At 70.5% G+C, this 20,132-nt stretch carries 18 protein-coding genes; 9 read left to right on the top strand and 9 right to left on the bottom strand.

Features of this window, described 5'->3' with window-relative positions:
* The first annotated feature begins 31 nt into the window (after positions 1–31).
* Positions 32–1,369: a diaminopimelate decarboxylase gene (gene lysA / locus Acor_RS22120; RefSeq protein ID WP_155338624.1), complete on the top strand. Its 1,338-nt coding sequence runs from the start codon at positions 32–34 to the stop codon at positions 1,367–1,369.
* Between the two features lie 30 nt (positions 1,370–1,399).
* Here lysA and Acor_RS22125 read toward each other — a convergent pair whose 3' ends face one another.
* Positions 1,400–1,876 (bottom strand): MarR family winged helix-turn-helix transcriptional regulator, encoded by a 477-nt coding sequence (locus Acor_RS22125; RefSeq protein ID WP_155338625.1) that lies wholly within the window; start codon positions 1,874–1,876, stop codon positions 1,400–1,402.
* Between the two features lie 95 nt (positions 1,877–1,971).
* Here Acor_RS22125 and Acor_RS22130 point away from each other — a divergent pair, with 95 nt between their 5' ends.
* Positions 1,972–2,532: an NADPH-dependent FMN reductase gene (locus Acor_RS22130; protein WP_155338626.1), complete on the top strand. Its 561-nt coding sequence runs from the start codon at positions 1,972–1,974 to the stop codon at positions 2,530–2,532.
* A 178-nt stretch (positions 2,533–2,710) separates the two neighbouring features.
* On the opposite strand, the gene Acor_RS22135 is transcribed toward Acor_RS22130, so the two are convergent.
* Positions 2,711–2,989 (bottom strand): hypothetical protein, encoded by a 279-nt coding sequence (locus Acor_RS22135; RefSeq protein WP_155338627.1) that lies wholly within the window; start codon positions 2,987–2,989, stop codon positions 2,711–2,713.
* A gap of 108 nt (positions 2,990–3,097) precedes the next feature.
* Here Acor_RS22135 and Acor_RS22140 point away from each other — a divergent pair, with 108 nt between their 5' ends.
* Positions 3,098–5,617, top strand: coding sequence for a helix-turn-helix domain-containing protein (locus Acor_RS22140; protein ID WP_170317036.1), 2,520 nt, complete (start codon positions 3,098–3,100; stop codon positions 5,615–5,617).
* On the opposite strand, the gene Acor_RS22145 is transcribed toward Acor_RS22140, so the two are convergent.
* The gene (locus Acor_RS22145; protein ID WP_155338629.1) at positions 5,601–6,191 is read right to left on the bottom strand and encodes a helix-turn-helix domain-containing protein; all 591 of its coding nucleotides are present in this window, start codon (positions 6,189–6,191) and stop codon (positions 5,601–5,603) included. The genes Acor_RS22140 and Acor_RS22145 overlap by 17 nt on opposite strands.
* 95 nt (positions 6,192–6,286) lie before the next feature.
* On the opposite strand from Acor_RS22145, the gene Acor_RS22150 reads away from it, so the two are divergent.
* Positions 6,287–7,828: an NCS1 family nucleobase:cation symporter-1 gene (locus tag Acor_RS22150; protein WP_155338630.1), complete on the top strand. Its 1,542-nt coding sequence runs from the start codon at positions 6,287–6,289 to the stop codon at positions 7,826–7,828.
* Positions 7,825–8,556 carry an aspartate/glutamate racemase family protein gene (locus Acor_RS22155; RefSeq protein ID WP_174876183.1) on the top strand — a complete coding sequence of 244 codons (732 nt, stop codon included), beginning with the start codon at positions 7,825–7,827 and terminating at the stop codon, positions 8,554–8,556. The genes Acor_RS22150 and Acor_RS22155 overlap by 4 nt, the downstream gene beginning before the upstream one ends.
* On the opposite strand, the gene Acor_RS22160 is transcribed toward Acor_RS22155, so the two are convergent.
* On the bottom strand, positions 8,544–9,302 hold the full coding sequence (locus Acor_RS22160; protein WP_155338631.1) for an SDR family NAD(P)-dependent oxidoreductase: 759 nt from the start codon (positions 9,300–9,302) through the stop codon (positions 8,544–8,546). The genes Acor_RS22155 and Acor_RS22160 overlap by 13 nt on opposite strands.
* A 198-nt stretch (positions 9,303–9,500) precedes the next feature.
* On the opposite strand from Acor_RS22160, the gene Acor_RS22165 reads away from it, so the two are divergent.
* Together Acor_RS22165 and Acor_RS22170 are read left to right on the top strand one after the other, a co-directional pair.
* On the top strand, positions 9,501–9,959 hold the full coding sequence (locus Acor_RS22165) for a MarR family winged helix-turn-helix transcriptional regulator (protein ID WP_174876184.1): 459 nt from the start codon (positions 9,501–9,503) through the stop codon (positions 9,957–9,959).
* A gap of 82 nt (positions 9,960–10,041) precedes the next feature.
* On the top strand, positions 10,042–10,941 hold the full coding sequence (locus Acor_RS22170; protein WP_155338632.1) for an LLM class flavin-dependent oxidoreductase: 900 nt from the start codon (positions 10,042–10,044) through the stop codon (positions 10,939–10,941).
* Here the strand turns inward: Acor_RS22170 and Acor_RS22175 are convergent.
* The 3 genes from Acor_RS22175 to Acor_RS22185 form a co-directional block, all read right to left on the bottom strand.
* Positions 10,938–11,669 carry a polysaccharide deacetylase family protein gene (locus Acor_RS22175; protein WP_155338633.1) on the bottom strand — a complete coding sequence of 244 codons (732 nt, stop codon included), beginning with the start codon at positions 11,667–11,669 and terminating at the stop codon, positions 10,938–10,940. The two genes, Acor_RS22170 and Acor_RS22175, sit on opposite strands and share 4 nt — an antisense overlap.
* A gap of 157 nt (positions 11,670–11,826) precedes the next feature.
* Complete coding sequence (gene sulP / locus Acor_RS22180; protein ID WP_155338634.1) at positions 11,827–13,503, bottom strand: sulfate permease; 1,677 nt, start codon at positions 13,501–13,503, stop codon at positions 11,827–11,829.
* Between the two features lie 28 nt (positions 13,504–13,531).
* Positions 13,532–14,287 (bottom strand): SDR family NAD(P)-dependent oxidoreductase, encoded by a 756-nt coding sequence (locus Acor_RS22185; RefSeq protein WP_155338635.1) that lies wholly within the window; start codon positions 14,285–14,287, stop codon positions 13,532–13,534.
* A gap of 97 nt (positions 14,288–14,384) precedes the next feature.
* Between Acor_RS22185 and Acor_RS22190 the strand changes: the two genes are divergently transcribed.
* Positions 14,385–14,963 (top strand): TetR/AcrR family transcriptional regulator, encoded by a 579-nt coding sequence (locus tag Acor_RS22190; protein WP_155338636.1) that lies wholly within the window; start codon positions 14,385–14,387, stop codon positions 14,961–14,963.
* Between the two features lie 13 nt (positions 14,964–14,976).
* Here the strand turns inward: Acor_RS22190 and Acor_RS22195 are convergent, their stop codons facing one another.
* The gene (locus Acor_RS22195; RefSeq protein ID WP_155338637.1) at positions 14,977–16,134 is read right to left on the bottom strand and encodes an MFS transporter; all 1,158 of its coding nucleotides are present in this window, start codon (positions 16,132–16,134) and stop codon (positions 14,977–14,979) included.
* A 16-nt stretch (positions 16,135–16,150) separates the two neighbouring features.
* Positions 16,151–16,888, bottom strand: coding sequence for an SRPBCC family protein (locus Acor_RS22200; RefSeq protein WP_155338638.1), 738 nt, complete (start codon positions 16,886–16,888; stop codon positions 16,151–16,153).
* A gap of 281 nt (positions 16,889–17,169) precedes the next feature.
* Here Acor_RS22200 and Acor_RS22205 point away from each other — a divergent pair, with 281 nt between their 5' ends.
* The gene (locus Acor_RS22205; RefSeq protein ID WP_155338639.1) at positions 17,170–20,130 is read left to right on the top strand and encodes a CHAT domain-containing protein; all 2,961 of its coding nucleotides are present in this window, start codon (positions 17,170–17,172) and stop codon (positions 20,128–20,130) included.
* Positions 20,131–20,132: the final 2 nt, after the last annotated feature.

Consider the following 20,132-nt stretch of genomic DNA (forward strand, 5'->3'; position numbering starts at 1 on the left):
TGTTGGTCTTTTCAAGAAAGATCGGAGCCGCATGATGTGCGCCCTCACCCAGGAACTCGCCGCCACCCGGGCCGGAACCACCGGCCCGTGGAGCAACACCACGCTGTTCGGGCCGCGCGGCGAGGCGACCGTGGGGAGCGTGTCGCTCACCGAGATCGCCGACCGCTTCGGCACCCCCGCCTACGTCGTGGACGAGGCCGACCTGCGGTCGCGCTGCCGCGCCTACCGGCAGGCCCTGCCCGGCGCGACCATCGCCTACGCCGGCAAAGCCTTCCTGTGCCGGTCGGTGGCCAGCTGGATCCGCGAGGAAGGGCTCAGCCTGGACGTGTGCTCCGGCGGTGAGCTGGCGATCGCCCGCGCGGTCGGGTTCCCCGGCGAGCGGATCATCTTCCACGGCAACGCCAAGACCCCGCACGAACTGCAGGACGCGATCGCCTACGGGGTCGGCCGGATCGTGGTAGACAACCTCGCCGAGATCACCCGGCTGGCCGCGCTCGTGCCGCTGGGGCACCACCAGAAGGTGCTGCTGCGCGTCATCCCCGACATCGAGGCGGGCGCCCACCCCGCCATCCGCACCGGCGGCCAGGGCCAGAAGTTCGGCTTGTCCACCCTGTCCGGCGAGGTCGACTCGGCCGTGGCCCGCGTGCTCGCCCAGCCCGGCCTGCGGCTCGTCGGGCTGCACTGCCACATCGGCTCACAGATCACCACCGCCCAGCCGTACGCCCGCGCGGTGCGCATGCTGGTCGAACAGCTCGCCCGCATCCGTGACGCGCACGGGATCACGCTGCCCGAGCTCGACCTGGGCGGCGGCCACGCCATCTCCTACCGGGCCGGCGAATCCGGCCTGGACCTGGCCAAACTCGCCGCCGCCGTCCGGCTGGCGCTGGTGGACTGGTCGGCCGCCTTCAGCCTGCCGGTCCCGGCGCTGACCGTGGAGCCAGGCCGGGCGATCAGCGGCCCGGCCGGGGTCACCCTCTACCGCGTGATCGCGGTCAAGCGGCACGGCGCCCGCACCTTCGTGGCGGTGGACGGCGGCATGAGCGACAACCCCCGCCCCTCCCTGTACGGCGCCCGCTACACCCTGCGCATGATCGGCCGCCCGAACCTGGCGGGCACCCGGCCGGTCACCGTGGTCGGCCACCACTGCGAGGCCGGGGACATCCTGGCCGAAGACGTCGAACTCCCCGCCGACGTCCGCCCCGGCGACGTGCTCGTGGCCGCGGCCACCGGCGCGTACAACCATTCGATGGCCTCCACCTACAACCTCACCGGACGCCCCCCGGTGGTCGCCGTCGACGACGGCCAGGCCAGGCTGGTGGTCAGGCGCGAGGAGCCGGAGGACTTCCTCCGCCGCGACGTGGGCCTGTGACGCGGTGCGGCTTCCGGTGGCCGCCCGTCGCTAAAGGTCGCTGTCCGGATCGGCGGCGACCCGGTCGAAGGCCGTCGCGAGTGCCGCCAGGTCGATGCCCTCGAAGCGGTCGAGCACCCGCCGCCGGGTGCTCACCAGGTTGGTGGGGTAGGCGTCCTCCAGGCGGGCGAAGCCGGTGTCGGTGAGCACCGCGTTCCAGCCCCTGGCGTCCTCGCCGCATCTGACCCGCAGCACCAGCCCGTCGCTCTCCAGGCGGGCGACCGCCCGGCTCATCCCGCTCAGGGACAGGTCGCAGGCGGCGGCCAGGTCGCTCATCCGCATGTGCCGGCCCGGCGCTTCCGACAGGTGCATGAGGATCCCGTAGTCGGTCAGCGAGATCCCGGCGCCGCGTCTCATGTCGGCGTCCATCAGCTTCGGCAGCACGGACATGACGCGCGCCAGGGCGCGGATGGCCGCCTCCTCGGCGGCGCTCAGGGGGCCCGGCTGGTCAGGTGTGACGCGAGACATAGTCCCAGTTTACTTGCTTGCGCAACAAAGCACTAATATGTTTGCTTGACGGAACAAGGACTTTGTCCATGCCGCTGACCAGCAAGGGAACAGTTGTGTCCAAGATCGGAATCATTCTCGGCAGCACCCGCCCCGGCCGTAACGGCGAAGCGGTCGCGCGCTGGGTGCTCGATATCGCCAAGCAGCGCTCCGACGCCGAGTTCGAGCTCGTCGACCTGCTCGACTTCAAGCTGCCCCACCTCGACGAGATCAACTCGCCGATCATGGGGCAGTACACCCAGCCGCACACCCTTGAGTGGGCGCGCAAGATCGCGTCGTTCGACGGGTTCATCATGGTCACGCCCGAGTACAACCACTCCACCTCCGGCGCGCTCAAGAACGCGATCGACTTCCTCTACGCCGAGTGGAACAACAAGGCCGTCGGCTTCGTCAGCTACGGCGCCCTCGGCGGCGCCCGCGCCGTGGAGCACCTGCGCCTGATCGCGGGCGAACTCCAGATGGCCGACGTGCGCGCCCAGGTGGCGCTGTCGGTCTTCACCGACTTCGAGAACTACAAGGTCTTCAAGCCGAACGACTTCCACGCCGAGACCCTGCACACGGTGCTCGACCAGGTCATCGCGTGGAGCAAGGCTCTCGCGCCGCTGCGCGCCGCCTGAACGCACCCGTGGCCCCGGCCCGCCTGGTAGTACTGCCAGGCGAGCCGGCCACCGCCAGACCAAGCAGGTCTGCGACGTGGCCAAGAACGTCCCGTCGGGTTCGATTCTCTGAGCTCCGGAACAGCGAACCCCGACCAGCCGGTCGGGGTTCGCTGCTGTATTGGGCGAAATTTCCGGATTAGTTTCTGTCCGGAGGTAGTTGCCGTACCTCAGGGGAGAGCGCGGCTTGGGGGAAATGCTGGGTATCGCGGGACGCCGGCCGGAATGATGGGCGGAGCAAGTGCCGCAGGGACTGGGCGCAGGCGTCGAGAAGCGCGGGCCGCTCGCCGGGCCGGCTGCCCCACAGCACCATCGCGAGTGCCAGCAGGGCGATGAGCCTGGGTATGAGCACGTGGGCCAGGCCGCAGAGCAGAACGGGCAGGAGCAGGGCCGTCTCGGAGTGCGCGAAGGCGTTCAAGAGCTGTCCTCTCGGGGGTTGTCGACGGGCTTACGCCTTCAGGTTTAGACCTTGTTCCCCTCCGGCCATAGGGGCTCTGACCAGCAGTGAATGGGTGAATGGCAGAAGATGGCAGATCGTGTCGGGCAGCAGAAGAAGCGGGGCAGCGGCGGGCGGACGACCCCGGGGATCGTCCCGCCCGATCCGCTCAGTGTGGATCCCGTCATGCGGCCCTGGGCGGAGTTCACGCGCCTCATCCACGACGAGCTGTATGCCGTCGGTGACCCCGCCACGCGACTGAGCCAGAGCGAGCTCGGCCGGAAGGCGAACATCTCGCGGGCGCACATGTCCAACATCTTCGCGGGCCGCGCGTACACCTGGCAGACGTGCCGGGCGCTGGTGGCCGCGCTCGGCGGTGATCCGGCCGAGTGGGAGTCGCGCCACCGGATGACCGAGGAACGCGTCCGGCAGGGCGCCGTCGATCTGGCCGGCCTGATCCCCCTGCCCGGGGCCGGCTCGGCGACCGAGTCCGCGCGGGAGATCCGTGACTGGGACAGCCGCCGCGGCCGGCGGTGGCGCGGACTGACCCGATGGCTGCGCGCCCTGACGCGGCGGGGCGAAGGAGGCAGCGACGAGAGCCGCGAGGGCACGCTGCACCGGACGATCAGCGCCGCGGCGAAGATCGTGCGGCGGGCCGAGGCCGACTATTACCTGACCCCCCGGTTCTCCGTCCTGGCGGATGCCCCCGTCGCTTCCCGCCGGAAGCGCTCCATCCGGAGAGCGGGCTGGAAGCGTGAACCTCCCCGCCCACGGACCATCCGGGAGTTGTACGCCGCGAGCGGCAAGAGCCTGATGCTGATCGCCCAGCCGGGCCTAGGCAAGAGCACCCAGCTGGCCAAACTCGCCCGCCACCTGGCGGCCGAGGCGCTGGCCGCCTCGCAGGCGGGTCACCGCCACCAGCTCCCCGTCCTGCTCGACCTGGCCACCTACCGCAAGAGCGAGCGGCTGGAGGACTGGATCGCCACGGCGGCCCACCGCCAGCGCGGAGTGGCCGAGGCGCGGGCGCGCCTGTTGCTGGCAGAGGACGCACTGCTGCCGATTCTCGACGGTCTGGACACCGTGCCCGAGGCCGACCGGGAGGAGTGCGTGACCCAGCTCCGCCGGTTCCAGGAGAAATGCACCGGGCTGGTGGTCAGCTGCCGTACCGCCGACGAGGAACTGGCCCGCCGGGTCGGAGCCCTCCTCAGCGTCGAACTCGCCGCGCCGACCACCGACGACGTGCAGAACTACCTGCTGGCCGACCAGGCCGCGCTCACCGACGTGAAAGCCGCGCTCGACGACGACGAGTCGCTGTGGGAGCTGTTCCTGTCACCCTTGATGCTCAAGATCATCCACCGTACCTACGCGGGACGGACCGCACCGGAACTGAAGGTCTCCGCCGATCTCCGGACACGCACCGAGCTGATCTTCGACGCCTATGTGAAACGCATGCTCACCGAGGGCCCGGAGAGCCGTTACCGCCCCGAGCAGACCCTGACCTGGCTGACCTGGCTCGCCCGCACCCTGTCCGGGCGGGGCGAGCAGATCTTCCACCTGGACCGGGTGGGCGTCGACTGGCTCCCCAAGCGCGGGCACACCCTGTTCGCGATCCTCGACGGCTCCTTCGCGCCGACCTTCGTCACCCTGCTGACCTGCCTGTGGCTCATGGCCGCCGACCGGATGGGGGTACTGGACACCGACTTCGCCCAGGCCGGGCAGGTCGTCCTCATCGGCGCGATCATGACAGTGGCCGTGGCCATCGGCTCCAGAGGCGGCTTCGCGGACCAGGACGAGAAGGGCGGCTATCTCTGGATGTTCGGCTGGATCGCCGGCGGCGCTCTGCTGTGCGGCCAGGTCGCCCCTGACGTGCGCTGGTCCGACTCCGGGGTCAGGGTGCTCTGCCTGGTCTACCTCTGGGTCGCCGTCGCCAGCCTGGAGGGCACCTTCCGCTCGGCCCACGTCCCGGTCGAGCAGATCAGATGGACCCTGCGCCCCCGGATGACGATCGCGCCCTCCCAGCGGTTCTTCGCCCTGGGCGTGATCCCGCTCGCCGTCATCGGCGCCCAGGCGGTCCTGTTCGGCTACGTGTTCTCGCTGCTCCTCCCCGGCGGCCTCTGGTTCGCCGCCACCCTCCTCCTCGTCCTCATCTACGGGCTCGGCGACAACATCGAACCGTCCCTGCGGGACAAGCGCCCCCGCCCGAACGAAGGCACCCGCCGCTCGGCCCGCTTCGCGTTCCTGCTCGGCTCCGCCAACGCGATCGCCGTCGCACTCACCATCCTGCTGCTGTTCTGGATCGCCGCCCCCGGCACCCCGCCGGACCGCCTCTGGCTGGCCGTCGGCCTCTTCGCCCCCCTGTACGGCGTGCTCCGCGCCGTCCGCTTCGGCGGCATGGCCGCGGCCCTGCACTGGATCATCCGACTGATCATGGTCATCCGCGGCGGCACGCCCCTGCGCTACCAGCGATTCCTGCACCACGCCGAGCAGTGCATCCTGCTGCACAGCACGGGCAACGGCTTCGTCTTCCCGCACAGCCTGTTCCAGCAGTACCTGAACACCCCGGCCAGGGACCTGACCGCCCGGCTGGGCCTGCTCAGTGATTCACGATGAGCCAGGTCGCCACCGCGGTCGTGGTCTCCGACCGGTTGCCGATGATGTGCGGGAGCCCGCAGGGAAAGGTGATGGAATCACCCGCCGCCAGGGTGACCACTTCGGTTTCGAAATCGATGGTCAGCTCGCCCTGCGTGACCGTGCCCACTTCGTACCCGTCGTGCCGGAGAAACTGCCCGTGCGCGTTGGAGATAGAATTGGGCGGATAGGTCGACTCGAAGAACTCCACATCCGGTATCGGCACCGGGGACAGGCGGCGGAAGGTGATCCCGCCGCTGAGCTGGATGGACGCGATCTCGTGCGCCCGCCGGATCGCGAACCCGTCGACCGGCTTGCTCTCCGGCGCCGTGTCGAAGACCGCCGCCAGCGGCGCCCCGATGGCCGACACGAACGCGATCAACCGGCTCACCGACGGGCGCATGGCGCCCCGCTCGATCTGGGAGACCGCGCTCGGGGAGATGCCCAGCTCGCGGGCGAGCGCGCGTAGCGACATCCCGGACTGAAGCCGCAGTTCACGCAGCCGCCCTCCGAGCCGTTCGGTCGAGAGCGCCTCGATGCGGGGTTCGGCTGTCATGTCACAAAGCCTTTACGTGCGCGAAATTCCGGGCCGGGTGTTCAGTCATACATTCACGTCAAGTGTGAAGTCGGGACTTAACAAGGGGAGTCGCGATGACCGAACCAAGTGCATTATCCCAGCCCAAACCCCACGATCTCGTCGAAGCCGCCGGACATCCCATCGGCGCCGGTCTGATCAAGCCCGGCTACGACCCCCGGCTCGCCAACGAGGACCTGGCGCCGCTGCGCAAGCAGACCTGGTCCTCCTACAACATCTTCGCCTTCTGGATGTCCGACGTGCACAGCGTCGGCGGGTACGTCACCGCGGGCAGCCTGTTCGCGCTCGGCCTGGCGAGCTGGCAGGTGCTGTTCGCGCTGATCATCGGCATCATCATCGTCAACGTCTTCTGCAACCTCGTCGCCAAGCCCAGCCAGGTCACCGGCGTGCCGTACCCGGTGATCAACCGGGCCATCTTCGGGGTGCTCGGGGCGAACATCCCGGCGATCATCCGCGGGCTCATCGCCATCGCCTGGTACGGCGTGCAGACCTACCTGGCCTCGCAGTCCCTCATCATCGTCTTCCTCAAGTTCTGGCCGGCCACCGCGTCCCTGAACGAGGGCGGATTCCTCGGCCTGTCCGCACTCGGCTACATCTGCTACGCGATCCTGTGGGTCGCCCAGGCCGCGGTGTTCTGGAAGGGCATGGAGGCGATCCGCCGTTTCATCGACTGGGCCGGCCCGGCCGTGTACGTCGTGATGGTCGTCCTGGCTGGCTACCTGGTCGCCCAGGCGGGCTGGGAGAACATCAGCCTCGACCTCTCCCAGGGCGAGAACCTGGACTTCGCGGCCTCGGTCCCGGTGATGCTCAGCGCCATCGCCCTGGTCGTGTCCTACTTCTCCGGCCCCATGCTGAACTTCGGCGACTTCTCCAGGTACGGACGGTCGTTCGAGGCGGTGAAGCGGGGCAACTTCCTCGGCCTGCCGATCAACTTCCTGTTCTTCTCGCTGCTCACCGTGATCACGGCCTCGGCCACGGTGCCGGTCTTCGGGGAGCTGATCACCGACCCGATCCACACCGTGGAGCGCATCGACACCCCGGTCGCGATCCTGCTCGGCGGGCTGACCTTCGTGATCGCCACGATCGGCATCAACATCGTGGCCAACTTCATCTCCCCGGCCTTCGACTTCAGCAACGTCAACCCGCAGAAGATCAGCTGGCGGACCGGCGGCATGATCGCGGCGGTCGGCTCGGTGCTGCTGACGCCGTGGAACTGGTACAGCAACCCGGACGCCATCCACTACACACTCGGCCTGCTCGGCGCGCTGATCGGGCCGCTGTTCGGCATCCTGATCGCCGGCTACTACGTGATCAGCCGGCAGCGGGTCTCGGTGGACGAGCTGTTCACCCTCGACCCCGGCGGCCGGTACTGGTTCCGCGGCGGATACAACCCGAACGCGGTCTGGGCGACCGTGGCCAGCGGCGTACCGGCGGTCGTCTCGGTGCTGGTGCCCAAGATGCTGCTCGACCTGGAGCTCAGCACCCTGGATCTGACGTGGATCGCCGACTACAGCTGGTTCGTCGGCTGCGGGCTGGGATTCGTGGCGTTCGTCGCCTTCGAGCGTCTTTCGCCGAGGATCGTGGTCTCCGACGCATGATCCATATTCAGGTGATCAACCCCAACACCGCCCGGGCGATGACCGAGACCATCGGCCGCTGCGCCCGGGCGGCCGCGGCGCCGACCACCCGCGTCACCGCCGTCAATCCGGACATGGGCCCGGAATCCATCGAGAGCCACTACGACGAGGCGCTGGCCGTCCCCGGCCTGCTCGCCGAGATCGGCAGAGCCCAGGCGGACGGCTACGTCATCGCCTGCTTCGGCGACCCCGGCCTGGACGCCGCCAGGGAACTCGCCACCGGCCCCGTGATCGGCACCGCCGAGGCGGCCATGCACGCCGCCACCCTGCTCGGCCGCAGCTTCAGCGTGGTCACCACCCTGTCCCGCACCACCGGCCGCGCCTGGGACCTGGCCACCCGCTACGGCTTCGCCGGCGCGTGCCGAACCGTGCACGCGTGCGACATCCCGGTCCTGGAACTGGACGATCCGTCGTCCTCGGCCCGGGAGGTCCTGGCCGACCTGTGCGCGTACGCGGTGGAACACGACGGTTGCGACTCGATCGTCCTGGGCTGCGCGGGAATGGCGTCCTTCCGCGAGGAACTGACGGCCCGGCTCGGCGTCCCGGTGATCGACGGGGTCGCGGTCGCCGTCAAGCTGGCCGAATCACTGGTCGCCCTCGACCTGCGAACCAGCAAACGCGGCGAATTCGCCCGTCCAGGCCCGAAAAAGTACACCGGCCTGCTTGAGGATTTCGGTCAGAGGTTGTAGCCGCCGGAGACTTCGAGGTTCTGCGCGGTGACCCAGCGGCCCTCCTCCGAGAGCAGTGCCGCGATCATCATGCCGATGTCGTCGGGTTCGCCCACCCGGCCGAACGCGGTCTTCGCCGCGATGGCCGGGATCACCTCGGGGAAGCGCTCGAAGGCGTCGCCGGCGATCCGGGTGCGGGTCGAGCCGGGGGCGATCGCGTTGACGCGGATGCCCCGCTTGCTGAACTCCTTGGCCATGTAGCGGGTGAGCACGGTCAGGCCGCCCTTCATCGTCGCGTAGGCGGAGTAGCCCTCCTCCAGGCCGGAGGCCAGCGCCGAGTTGCTGGTGACGTTGACGATGGCGCCGCCGTCCGTCAGCAGCGGCAGCAGGGTCTGGGTCAGGAAGTACGGCCCCTTGAGCAGGACCCGCATGAACGTGTCGAAGAGCTCCTCGGAGGTGTCCTCGAACATCGCCATCTGCCCGAAACCGGCGTTGTTGACGAGGAAGTCGAACGTGTCCCGCTGCCACGTGTCGCGCAGGGCCGCGACGACGGACTCGCGGAAGGCCGGGAAGATCTCGCTTCTGCCGACGTCCAGCGGCAGCGCGACGGCCTGCCCGCCCTCCTTCTCGATCGCCGCGACCGCGTCGAGCGCTCCGGGCTGGTTGCCGTTGTAGGTCAGGATCACCCCGGTTCCCCGCTTGGCGATCTGGACGGCGGCGCTCCGCCCGATCCCGGAACTCGCCCCTGTGACGATTGCGACCTGCATGGTTCGCCCACCTCTCAATGTCCGATGAGAATCTGTCCTTCTCATTTGACCAGCGTGAGCTGCGGAGATGTTAGAACAATGCTCTTCCATCCTTGCACGATCCTGCTCATGTCCGGAAAGCCCGCAGACGTCATGGGCTTCGGCCTCCGGATAGTTCGCCGCACGAATTACATGGATGGCCGATGTTATCCTGACCGCGTGGGTAAGCATGATAATGGCCAGATAGGAGTGGTGGCCGCGCTGGTGCGGTCCTCGTTCTTGGTGAATGCGGTGTACGCGGATTCGGGGCGGGAGCACGGTCTGACCCCGCAGCAGGGGCAGTTGCTGTGCGTGCTGATGGCGCAGCCGTACGGCATGAGCGAGCTGGGTGTGGTGCTGGGGCTGGCCAAGTCGAGTCTCACCGGCCTGGTGGATCGCACCGAGCGGAACGGCCTGGTGCGGCGTGAACCGGATCCGCAGGACCTGCGCGCGGTCCGGGTCGCGCTCACACCGCGGGGGAGCAGGCTCGCGGAGGAGTTCTACTCCGAAACCTGCCGGCGGGTCGAGAAGTTGTCGGCAGGGCTCACTTCGGCCGAGCGTGACACGCTCGCGGACCTGCTCGGCCGCGTCGTGCTGGACAACAATGTCCCGATGGTCTTTCTGGAACCGGGCGAATAAGCCTCCGCCGGGTTGTAGTTCGTTCCACGAACTAATATAGTTCGTGGCACGAACTTGGCTCTTGTCGCGGGGGGTAGGAACAATGGAACTCGTCTTCGGCTTTGGCGCGCCCAGCGGCGTCGGCGAAGCGCCGGAACTGCTGCGCCTGGCTCAGCAGGCCGACCGCGACGGGCTTGACGTCTTCTCGGTGTCGGACCACCCCTACCTCGGCGGGCGCCTGGACGCGTACGCCGCCGTCGGATTCCTCCTGGGACGCACCCAGCGCATCTCGGGCTTCGCGAACGTCACCAACCTGCCGACCCGGCCAGCCCCCATGCTGGCGCGGATGGCGACATCGCTGTCCGCGCTCTCCGGCGGCCGGGTCGTGCTCGGCATGGGCGCGGGCGGGCTGTGGGATCGGATCTCCGACATGGGAGTGCCGCGGCTCTCACCCGGCGATGCCGTGGCCGCCTTCGAGGAGGCGATCGTCCTGATCAAATCGCTGGCGGGCGGCGGCCCGCCGGTCACCTACCGGGGCAGCCACTACCAGGTGGACCGGATCGAGCCGGCGCCGGTGGCCGCGCCACCGGTGTGGACCGGGTCGGTCGGCCCGAAATCCCTGGCCGTCACCGGCCGGGTGGCCGACGGCTGGATCCCCGGCCACGCGGCGGACTGGCTCAGCGCGCGATACCGGGAGTCCCGGCCGGTCATCGACGAGGCGGCGGCGGGCGAGGGCCGCGATCCGCGCGAGATCCGCACGATCTTCAACTTCCCCGGCCGCGTCACCGGCCGACCGTTGCCCGCCACCCGCGACCGCGACGGCCGCTGGCTCGGCGGTTCAGTCGGCCAGTGGGTCGAGGAGCTGACCGGCGCCGTGCTGGAGCACGGCGCCTCGGGCTTCGTGGTCTTCTCGGCCGACCACGCCTCGCCGGACCTCGGCTTCCTCGGCCGCTGGGCCACGGAGATCGTCCCGGCCGTACGCGAAGCGGTCGAGAAGGGTTAGGGAGCTACGGCCACTGCGTGGAAGAACGTGTCGGCGTACGGGATGTCGCGGCGGGTGAAGACGATTTTGCCGGGGCAGAGGCCGCGTTTGCGGAGGTTGCTGACGATCTGCGGGACGGCGTCGACGGACGGCTGGGCCCAGTCGTGCATCAGGATGATTCCGCCGGGCTGGAGGGTGTCGGCGGCGGCGACGATCTCCGCGGTGGTCGCGCCGGCCCAGTCCCTGGAGTCGACCGTCCAGAGGACTTCGAGCAGCTTCAGGCGGGCCGCGTCGGCGCGGACCTGGTCGCTGGTCTCGCCGAACGGGGGGGGGAACAGGGTGGGGCGCTGGCCGGTGATGTGCCGGAGGATCTTCTGGGTGTCGGCGATCTCGTTGAACGCGGCCGGTTCGCCGATCTGGGGGAGGTGCGGGTGGGTCTTGGTGTGGTTGGCGATCCACATGCCGGCGCGCTGCTGGGCGCGGACGAGTTCGGGGTGGGCCTCGGCGGCGGTGCCGGTGTTGAAGAAGGTGGCCTTGACGTTGGCCTGGCGCAGGGCGCGGAGCAGGCTGGAGGTCGTCTCCGGGGTGGGGCCGTCGTCGTAGGTGAGGCCGACGTAGCCGTTGCGGCAGTGGGACGGCGGGTGGGCGGCCGAGGCGGCCTGCGCGGGGATCGTCGCGACCATCAGCGCCGCGGTGGTGAGCACGGTCAGCTTGCCCGGCTGGGTCAGGCGGCGCAGGTGTCTGATCATCTTTGCTCCCGGAAATGCGGTCAGAGGGGATCGCTGGAAACGTTTCGAAATATCTGCGAATTGTTTCGAGGAACATATGACGTCTCCCCGGACAGGTCAACAGCGCGGAACGGGGCGGCCCTCAGCCTTGGCGATACCGGTGAAATGTTCATCCGGATCACTCCGGACGGCTCGACCGCCAGCTCTCGTACGCGGCCACCGCGGTCGGCAATGTGGGGAAGATGTGGTCCTCGCCCACCGAGGCCGTCAGCCCGAACGCGTCCAGGGAATCGCGAAGATCCTTCTTCACCCGGGCCAGGCCGAAGACGATCCCCCGCCCGGTCAGTTCGGCCCGCAGCGACTCGACCGAGTCCAGCGCGGTGATGTCGACTTCCACGTTCGCCTCCGCGTTGAGGACGAACCACAGCACCGGGCCGTCGTGGGCGTCGGCGGCGGCCAGCGCGCGGCGGCGGAAGTTCTGGGCGTTGGCGAAGAACAGCGGGGAGTCGTAGCGGTAGACGACCAGCCCGGGGATGGTCCTGGCCCGCGGATAGTCGTCGACGTCGTGCATGCCGGCCAGGCCGGGCACGACGCCGAGGATCGCGTCGTGCGGGCGCGCCACCCGGGCCAGCATCTCCGCGACGGACAGAGCCACCGCGAGCAGCACGCCGTACAGGATGTCGAAGACCAGGACGCTGGCGCAGGCCGCGAGCGCCAGCAGCAGTTCGCTCCGGCGGAAGGCGAGCAGGCGGCGGAACTGGGCCACGTCGATGAGCTGGGTCGCCGCGTAGATGACGAGGGCGCCGAGGGCGGCGACGGGGAACAGCGCCAGCAGCGGCCCGGCGGCCAGCAGCACCACGATCACCAGGACCAGCGCGACATACGAGTACACCTGGGTGCGCGCGCCCGCCGCGTCTCCCAGCGCGGTACGGCTGCCGCTGCTGCTGACCGGAAACCCCTGGAAGATCCCGGCGCCCACATTGGCGGCGCCGAGGGCGAGCAGTTCCTGATTGGCGTTGATCTCCTGCCGGTGCCGCGCGGCGAAGGACCGCCCGGTGAGCACGTTGTCGCTGTAACCCACGAGAAGCACACCGAGGGCGGGCAGCAGAAGCTCGCCCAGCCCGACGCCGAAGGGCAGCGACGGAGTCGGAAGCCCGGAGGGGATCGAGCCCACGACCTCGATCCCATAGCGTTCCAGGCCGAACACCGCGACCGAGGCGGTCGCGAGCAGAACCGCGAGCAGCGGGGCCGGCAGCGCGGGAAACAGCCGTTTCAGCAGGAAGAGGAAGACCAGCACCGCCACCGCGAACAGCACCGTCCACCAGTGGATTCGCGGCAGCCCTCGCGCGAACGAGGCCAGCTCGTCGAAGAACTCGTTCCCCGACACGGGCACCCCGGTGGTCCGCTCCAGCTGCCCGACGATCATGGTGAGCCCGAGCCCGGTCAGATACCCGACCAGGATGGGCCGGGACAGCAGATTGGCCACGAAACCCAGCCGGAGCACCCAGCAGGCCAGTGCGAACAACCCCACCAGGATCGCCAGGGCGGCGGCCAGCGCCGGGTACCGGGCCGGATCGCCCGCCGCCAGCGGCCCGATCGTGACCGCCGTCATCAGCGCGGTCGAGGACTCGGGCCCGATCGAGAGCTGCCGGGAGGAACCCAGCAGCGGATAGAGCGCCAGCGGCACCAGGATCGCCCACAGCCCGGCGACCGGCGGCAGCCCGGCCACGGTCGCGTACGCCATGACCTGGGGCACCAGATACCCGGCCACGGTGACCCCGGCGAGCAGATCACCCCGCAGCCACGTACGCCGGTATCCCCGCAGATCCGCGAGGACCGGAGGTAGCTGGATCATGACCGTCAGTGTCCCACCCCCGGCCGGCTCAGAGGGAGGTGAAGCCCCCGTCGACGAACAGAGTGGCGCCGTGGATGTTGGCCGCGCCGTCGCCGGCCAGGAAGACCACCGCGGCGGCGACCTCGGACGGCGTGGTCAGCCGGCGGCCGGGAGTGGCCGCGACCATCGGCTCCAGCCGGTCCCTGATCTGCTCATTGCGTTCGGTGCTGGTCGGGCCCGGGGCGACGGTGTTGACCCTGACCCCCGCCGGTCCGAACTCCGCCGCCCAGGACTTGGTCAGCGAGTGCATCGCGGCCTTGGTCATGCTGTAGAGCGCCGACCCGGCCATGCCGCGCACCCCGTTGATCGACCCGAGGTTCACGATCGCGCCGCCGCCCGCGGCGGCCATCCGAGGCGCGATCCGCCCGGTCAGCAGGGTCGGAGCCTTCACGCTGACCGCGAACGCCCGGTCGATCAGCTCTTCGGGCAGTTCGCCGGTGGCCTGCGGATTGATCAGCAGCGCGGCGTTGTTGACGAGCACGTCCAGCCGCCCGCCCGCCAGCCCGGCCACCTGATCGGCCAGCGCGTCCACCGCCGCCGAGCCCCCGGCCAGGTCGGCGGCGACGAAGTCGGCCCGGCCGCCAGCCTCCCGGATCTCGGTGACCACGGCCGCGCCCCGCTCGGTGTTCCGCCCGGTCGCGATCACGTGCGCGCCCTCCTCGGCCAGCGCGACCGCGATGGCGCGGCCGATCCCCGTGGTCGCCCCGGTGACGAGGGCGCTGCGGCCCTTCAGGTTGGTGTTCACGGCGAGCCTCCAAAATGGACTATTTGGTCCAGTGTGGAGCGCGTAGGATTGGACCGTCAAGTCCAATCAGGTAAAGGCGGAGCGCGTGCCACAGGGGATGACGAGCAAGGGAGCCGCCACCCGGCAGCGCATCGTCGAAGGCGCCGCGGTCGAACTACGGCGGCGCGGCCCCGGCGTCTCCCTGGACGAGATCCGCGAGGCCACCCGGACCAGCAAGAGCCAGCTGTTCCACTACTTTCCCGACGGCCGCGCCCAGCTGCTGCTCGCCGTCGCCCGCCACGAGGCCGACCAGGTCCTCGCCGACCAGCAACCCCACCTGGGCGACCTCAGCAGCTGGGACTCCTGGACCGCCTGGCGCGACCAGGTCATCGAACGCTACCGCCGGCAGGGCCGCCACTGCCCCCTCAGCTCCCTGCTCGCCCAGCTGGCGCCCAACGACGAGGGCGGCAGAACCGTGGTCCTCGACCTGTACGCCCGCTGGGAGCACGCCCTCGCCGAGGGGGTCCGGCGCATGCAGGCCGGCGGGCGGATGACCGCCGCCCCGCCGCCCGCCCAGGCCGCGCAGGCCCTGCTCGTCGCCGTCCAGGGCGGGGTCGTCGTGCTGATGGCCACCGGCGTGGCAGAGCACCTGGAGACGGCACTCGACCTCACCCTGGCCAACCTGCGTACCCCGTGAAATCGCCGAACCGTCACGCGTCGGCGGTGACCGGTTCCGGCTGCGCACGCCCCGTCCGGAGGGTGATCGCGGCGGCGACGGCCAGGCCCAGGAAGATGACCGCCCCGACGGCTCCGACCACGTTGAGGCCGGTGGTGAACGCGGCCCTGGCCGCGTCGAGCAGGCCGGGCACCTCGTCGGCGACCGCGACCGCGGCGGTCAGGCCGGTCCTGGCCACCGCCGGGGCGATCATCGAGCCGATGACCATGGCGACGTTCTGCGGGATCAGCCGTACGCCGGTCTCCAGCGGGGACAGTCCGGCGACGTTCTGCAGGTACAGGCTGGACAGCAGCGACAGCCCGGCCATCACCACGCCGCCGAGCAGCATGATGCCGAGGGCGGTGCTGAAGACGCGGTTGGCGAACAGCCGCAGGTCCAGCAGCGGGTCGGGCAGGACGCGCTGGCGGCGGACGAACACCAAACCGAACCCGACGCCGACGACGACCGCGACGAGCGGCAGGAGGTTCCAGCCGTCGCGGGCCAGCGACTTCAGGCCGTAGATGACCGGCAGGATCGCGGCGAGCGACAGGCCCACACTGGCGAGGTCGATCGGGTGCTCCGGCTTGGCCGGCTTGTACTCGGGCAGCAGGATCGGGCCGGTCACCAGCAGCAGCACCATGAACGGCACGCCGAGCAGGAACGCCGAACCCCACCAGAAGTGCTCAAGCAGCAGGCCGCCGACGAGCGGGCCGAGCGTCATGCCGCCCATGAAGCAGCTGAACCAGACGCCGATCGCGGCGCCCATCCGCTTGGGGTCGGGGAACATGTTGCGGATCAGGGCCATCGTGGACGGCATCAGCGTGGCGCCGGCCACGCCGAGCAGGGCGCGGGCGGCGATCAGCAGGGCCGCGCCGGTGGCGTACGCGGCCACGACCGAGGCGACGCCGAACGCGGCGGCGCCGATCAGCAGCAGCCGGCGGCGGCCGATGCGGTCGCCGAGGGCGCCCATCGTGACCAGGAATCCGGCCAGCATGAACGAGTAGATGTCGAGGATCCACAGCTGCTGGGTGGCGTCGGCGTGCAGGTCGGCGCTGAGCTGCGGCAGGGCGACGTACAGGACGGAGACGTCGAGGGAGAGCAGGAGGGCGGGCAGGGCGAGGACGGCCAGGCCGACCCAGGGGTTGTTCTTCATCGGTCCGTATCCCTTCTCAGGCCAGCGCGGCGGCGAGCCACTCGCCCCAGATCCGCTCGGCCTCGGCCGGGTCCACGTCGCTGAAGAGGTGGTGGCCGGTGAGCACCATCCCGCCGCCGCCGACGAACCGCAGCAGCGCGTCGTCGGTGCGCACGCCCAGGAACGACGGCTCCAGCACGGTGTCGACCACGCCGTCCACCTGCTCGCCGCCGACCGTGAAGTGCGCCTTGTCGCCCTCGTGCACGTCCTGGGAGAGTCCGGCGGCGCGGGTGACTGCCGCCCAGACCGTGTCCTGGTCGGGCTGCTGCGGGCCGAACGCGGTCACCGGCACGGCGGTCCGGCCGGGGAAGTGCTTGAGGTACTGGGCCAGGGAGCGCAGGTAGAGCGGGTTGCCCTTGCGCAGCGCGTCGTACTCGAACTCCCAGTCGCCGGTCAGGATGCCGCTGTGCACCATCCGCAGCGCGGTGGCGCCGCCGTCGCTGGCCTCGATCAGGTACTCGAACGCCATGAACGAGCCGTCTTCGGCGGGCGGGCTCTGATGGGCGAAGCGGCGCCCCGGCTCCCAGGCGGTGACCCTGGACTCACCGGTGAAGCCGGGCATCGCCATGCTGGTGACGCCGCCCTCACGGGGCTCGATCTCGTTGCTGCCCATGAACCAGGAGTCGACGCCCGGTCCGGTGGCGATGGCCGCCCACACCTGCTCGGGGGTGGCTTCGAGCTCGATGTCGTGGGTCAGCTGGAATTCATGCGACATATCAGGACTCCTGGATCTCTCAGTTCTTGACCTGCGACCAGCCGCGCCGCGATGGCCGGCGTGACTCCCGCTTCGAACATGCCCTCACGCTAGTCCCCGACAATTCTCATTGTCAAGACAAAAAAAATCGTCGGTGGATTTGCGGCAACACCCCCGGGGGCGGCTGCCGTTGGGACAGAATTGGGGTGTCGTCGGGGAGATCGCGTGGACTACTCGGGTGTGGGAGATGTCCAGATGCACTGCGAAGAACGCGGCGAAAGCACGCTGCCGCCGGCGTCGAGATGAGGCGATCCGATGAGCTGCACCGGATCGTTCAGCAGATCATGTGGCTGGGGTCGCGTTCCCTCGGCAGGTCGGTGGCCGATCGGCCCCTGTCGAGCAGGCTGGTACGGCTCGCCGAGCAGGGCCTGACCCTCCTCCGCGACGAGGACGGCGACGAGGTGCGCGCGTGGCTGCAGATCATCCTGGGCCAGGCGCTGAGCAGCGCCGACGAGGGCAACCGGGTGATCAACCTGGAACGCGCCATCGGCATCCTGGTCCGCGTGGCGCGCGCCGTCTCCCGGCAGGAGCGGCCGGAGGGCTGGGCCGTCGCCCAGTTCGAGGCCGGCCGGGTGTACGAGATGCGCGACATCGGCGACCGCTGGGCCAACCAGGAGCTGGCCATGCGGTATTTCCGCGCCGCCCTGGAGGAGGCCACGCCGGACCGCGATCCCACCCTCTTCGGGCGGGCCCAGACCGCGCTGGCGAAGGTGCTGATGGAACGCGGCACCCAGCTCGGGCGGGAGCCGGTCGAAGAGGGCATCGCCCTGCTCGAACAGGTCGTGGCGCGGCTCGACCCGGCCGGGTTCAAGGAGCTCTGGTGTGACGCGCAGAGCGCGCTGGCCGGGGCGTACAACGTCAGGGAGGCGGGTGATCCGGCCGTCAACCTGGAGCGGGCGCTGCGTATCTACCGGCGGATCGACGCCGTGGAGTCGGCCGAGACCGACCCGGAGCAGTGGGCGAACACGCAGGTCAGGCTGGGGGTGCTGCTGATGAAGCGGAGCCGCGGAGACCGGCTCGACAATCATCGGCTGGCCCGCGAGCACTTCACCGGGGCGCTTGAGGTCTACCTCCGGGTCGGCGATCGCGATGAGGCGTCCAGCACCTACGACAAGCTGTCGATCGTGGCCGGCACGTTCGGCGAGCATGAGGAGCAGCTCCGCCTGCTGCGCGCCGCGCTCGCGGACCGGAGCAGGCAGGGCGCGCCGCACCTCTGGGCGCGGACCGCCCTGAAACTGGGCGCCGTGCTGCTCGACCATCCCGAGGCCGCCGATTCCGGGGACCTGCTCGCGACTCGGCGGCAAGGGCTCCAGCTGGTCGAGGACGGCGTCGCCGCGTACGAGGACGTGGTCACGGTGGGCGAGCACGGCATGGCGCTGTACCGCCTGGCGGTGGCCCGGCGCCGGATGCGGGAGTGGGACCCCGCCGTGTCGCGTACCGACGAGATCGCCGCGCTGGAGGCGGCCGTGGCCAAGCTGCGCGGCCGGTTCGACATGCTGGTCACCGTGGCGGCCGACCTGGGTGACGCGCTGGCGGAACGGGGCGAATGGGCGCGCGCGGCGCAGGCGTACGAGCTGGCGGTGGCGGCGGCCGATGAGCTGTTCCGCGCCTGCCTGGTGAGCACCTCCCGGCGCCGCCGCCTGACCTTCACCGGGAACCTGCACCAGCGGGCCGCGTACGCGCTGGCCCGGGCGGGACGGCCGGGGGACGCGGTGCTCTGCCTCGAACAGGGCCGGACGCGGACCTTCAACGAGGCGCTCTCGCCCGACCAGGACCAGCTCAGGCAGGTCGCCAGGACCGACCCGGAGATCCACGCGGCCTACCTGCGCGCGGCGGAGGCAGCCCAGGACCTGGCCGCGCGCAACCGCGAGCTCGGCCGGTTCACGTCGGCCGTCGATGGCGGGCGCGCGGTTGACTCGGCCGAGTACACGCTGGGTGAGCAGGTCGAGCGAGTGCGGGCGGAGTTGGCGGACGCCATCGCGGGCGTCCGGGCGCTGCCGGGGATGAACGCGTTCCTGCGCGAGGTGACGATGGCGGACGTGACGATGGCCACCCGGCCGGAGGAGCCCGTCGTCTACCTGGCGGCCACGCCGTCCGGGAGCGTGGGCCTGATCGTCCGGCATCCGGACGATCAGGGGCCGCCGCTCGACGTCGTCTGGGCTCCACTGACCTCGGAGCGGGCGGAGGCCGCGGCGCGGGAGATCGCCGAGGTCGGCCGGACCAACGGGCGAGGGTTGCGCGCGCTCCTCACGCTGCTGGGCGACGAGCTGGTCGGGCCGCTCGCCGACCGTCTCGGCCCGGCCGAGGCACTGGGCGGGGATCTGGGCGGGGATCTGGGCGGGGCACTGGGCGGGGATTCGGGCGGAGGTCTGGGCGGAAGTCTGGCGGAGGGCCCGGTGGCGGGCCTGGTCGTGGTGGCCTGTGGCGCGCTCGCGCACCTGCCGCTGCACGCCGCGACCCTGCCGGGGACGGGGGAGCCGCTGGCCGGGACGCACGCGGTGGCGTACGCGCCGTCCGTGCGGCTGCTGCTCGCCGCGCGGCGGCGGGCCGAGGCTACGCAGCCGCCGCCGGTCCTGGTCGCGGCGTACGACACCGGCCAGGGCGGCGGCATCCTGGCCGAGCCGGAGGCGACCGCGCTGCTCGGAGTGTTCGGCGGCGGACGCCGGGTGACCGGCGGGCTGCTCGGCGAACTGCCGTCCGGCACGCACATCCACCTGGCGTGCCACGGCGGCTACGTGCCGGAAGATCCGCTCGCCTCCGGGCTCGACCTGCACGGCGGCCGGATCACGCTGGCCGACCTGCTCGACGCGCGGCCGCGACCGCTGGAACGCGCCAGGCTGGTCACGCTGTCGGCCTGCGAGACCGCGATGATCGACGCCGGGCTGCCGGACGAGGTCGTCGGCCTGCCCGCCGGCATCCTGCTGGCGGGGGGAGCGGGGGTGGTCTGCACGCAATGGGAGGCGCGGGACAGCGCGGCCGTGCTGCTGATGATCGCGTTCTATCGGCGGCTGCTCGGTTCCGGCGCGCCCGCGCGGTCGCTGCGTGCGGCCCAGGCCTGGCTCAGGTCGGCGACGGTGGCCGACATCCTCGCCGAGGAGTGGCTGCCCGCCGAGCTCAGGCGGCGGCTGGCGGCCCCCGGCGTTCCCGAGCGGCCGTTCCGCCATCCGTACATGTGGGCGCCCTTCGTGCTGGTGGGGGTGTGAGC

Source organism: Acrocarpospora corrugata (assembly GCF_009687845.1).
GTDB lineage: Bacteria > Actinomycetota > Actinomycetes > Streptosporangiales > Streptosporangiaceae > Acrocarpospora > Acrocarpospora corrugata.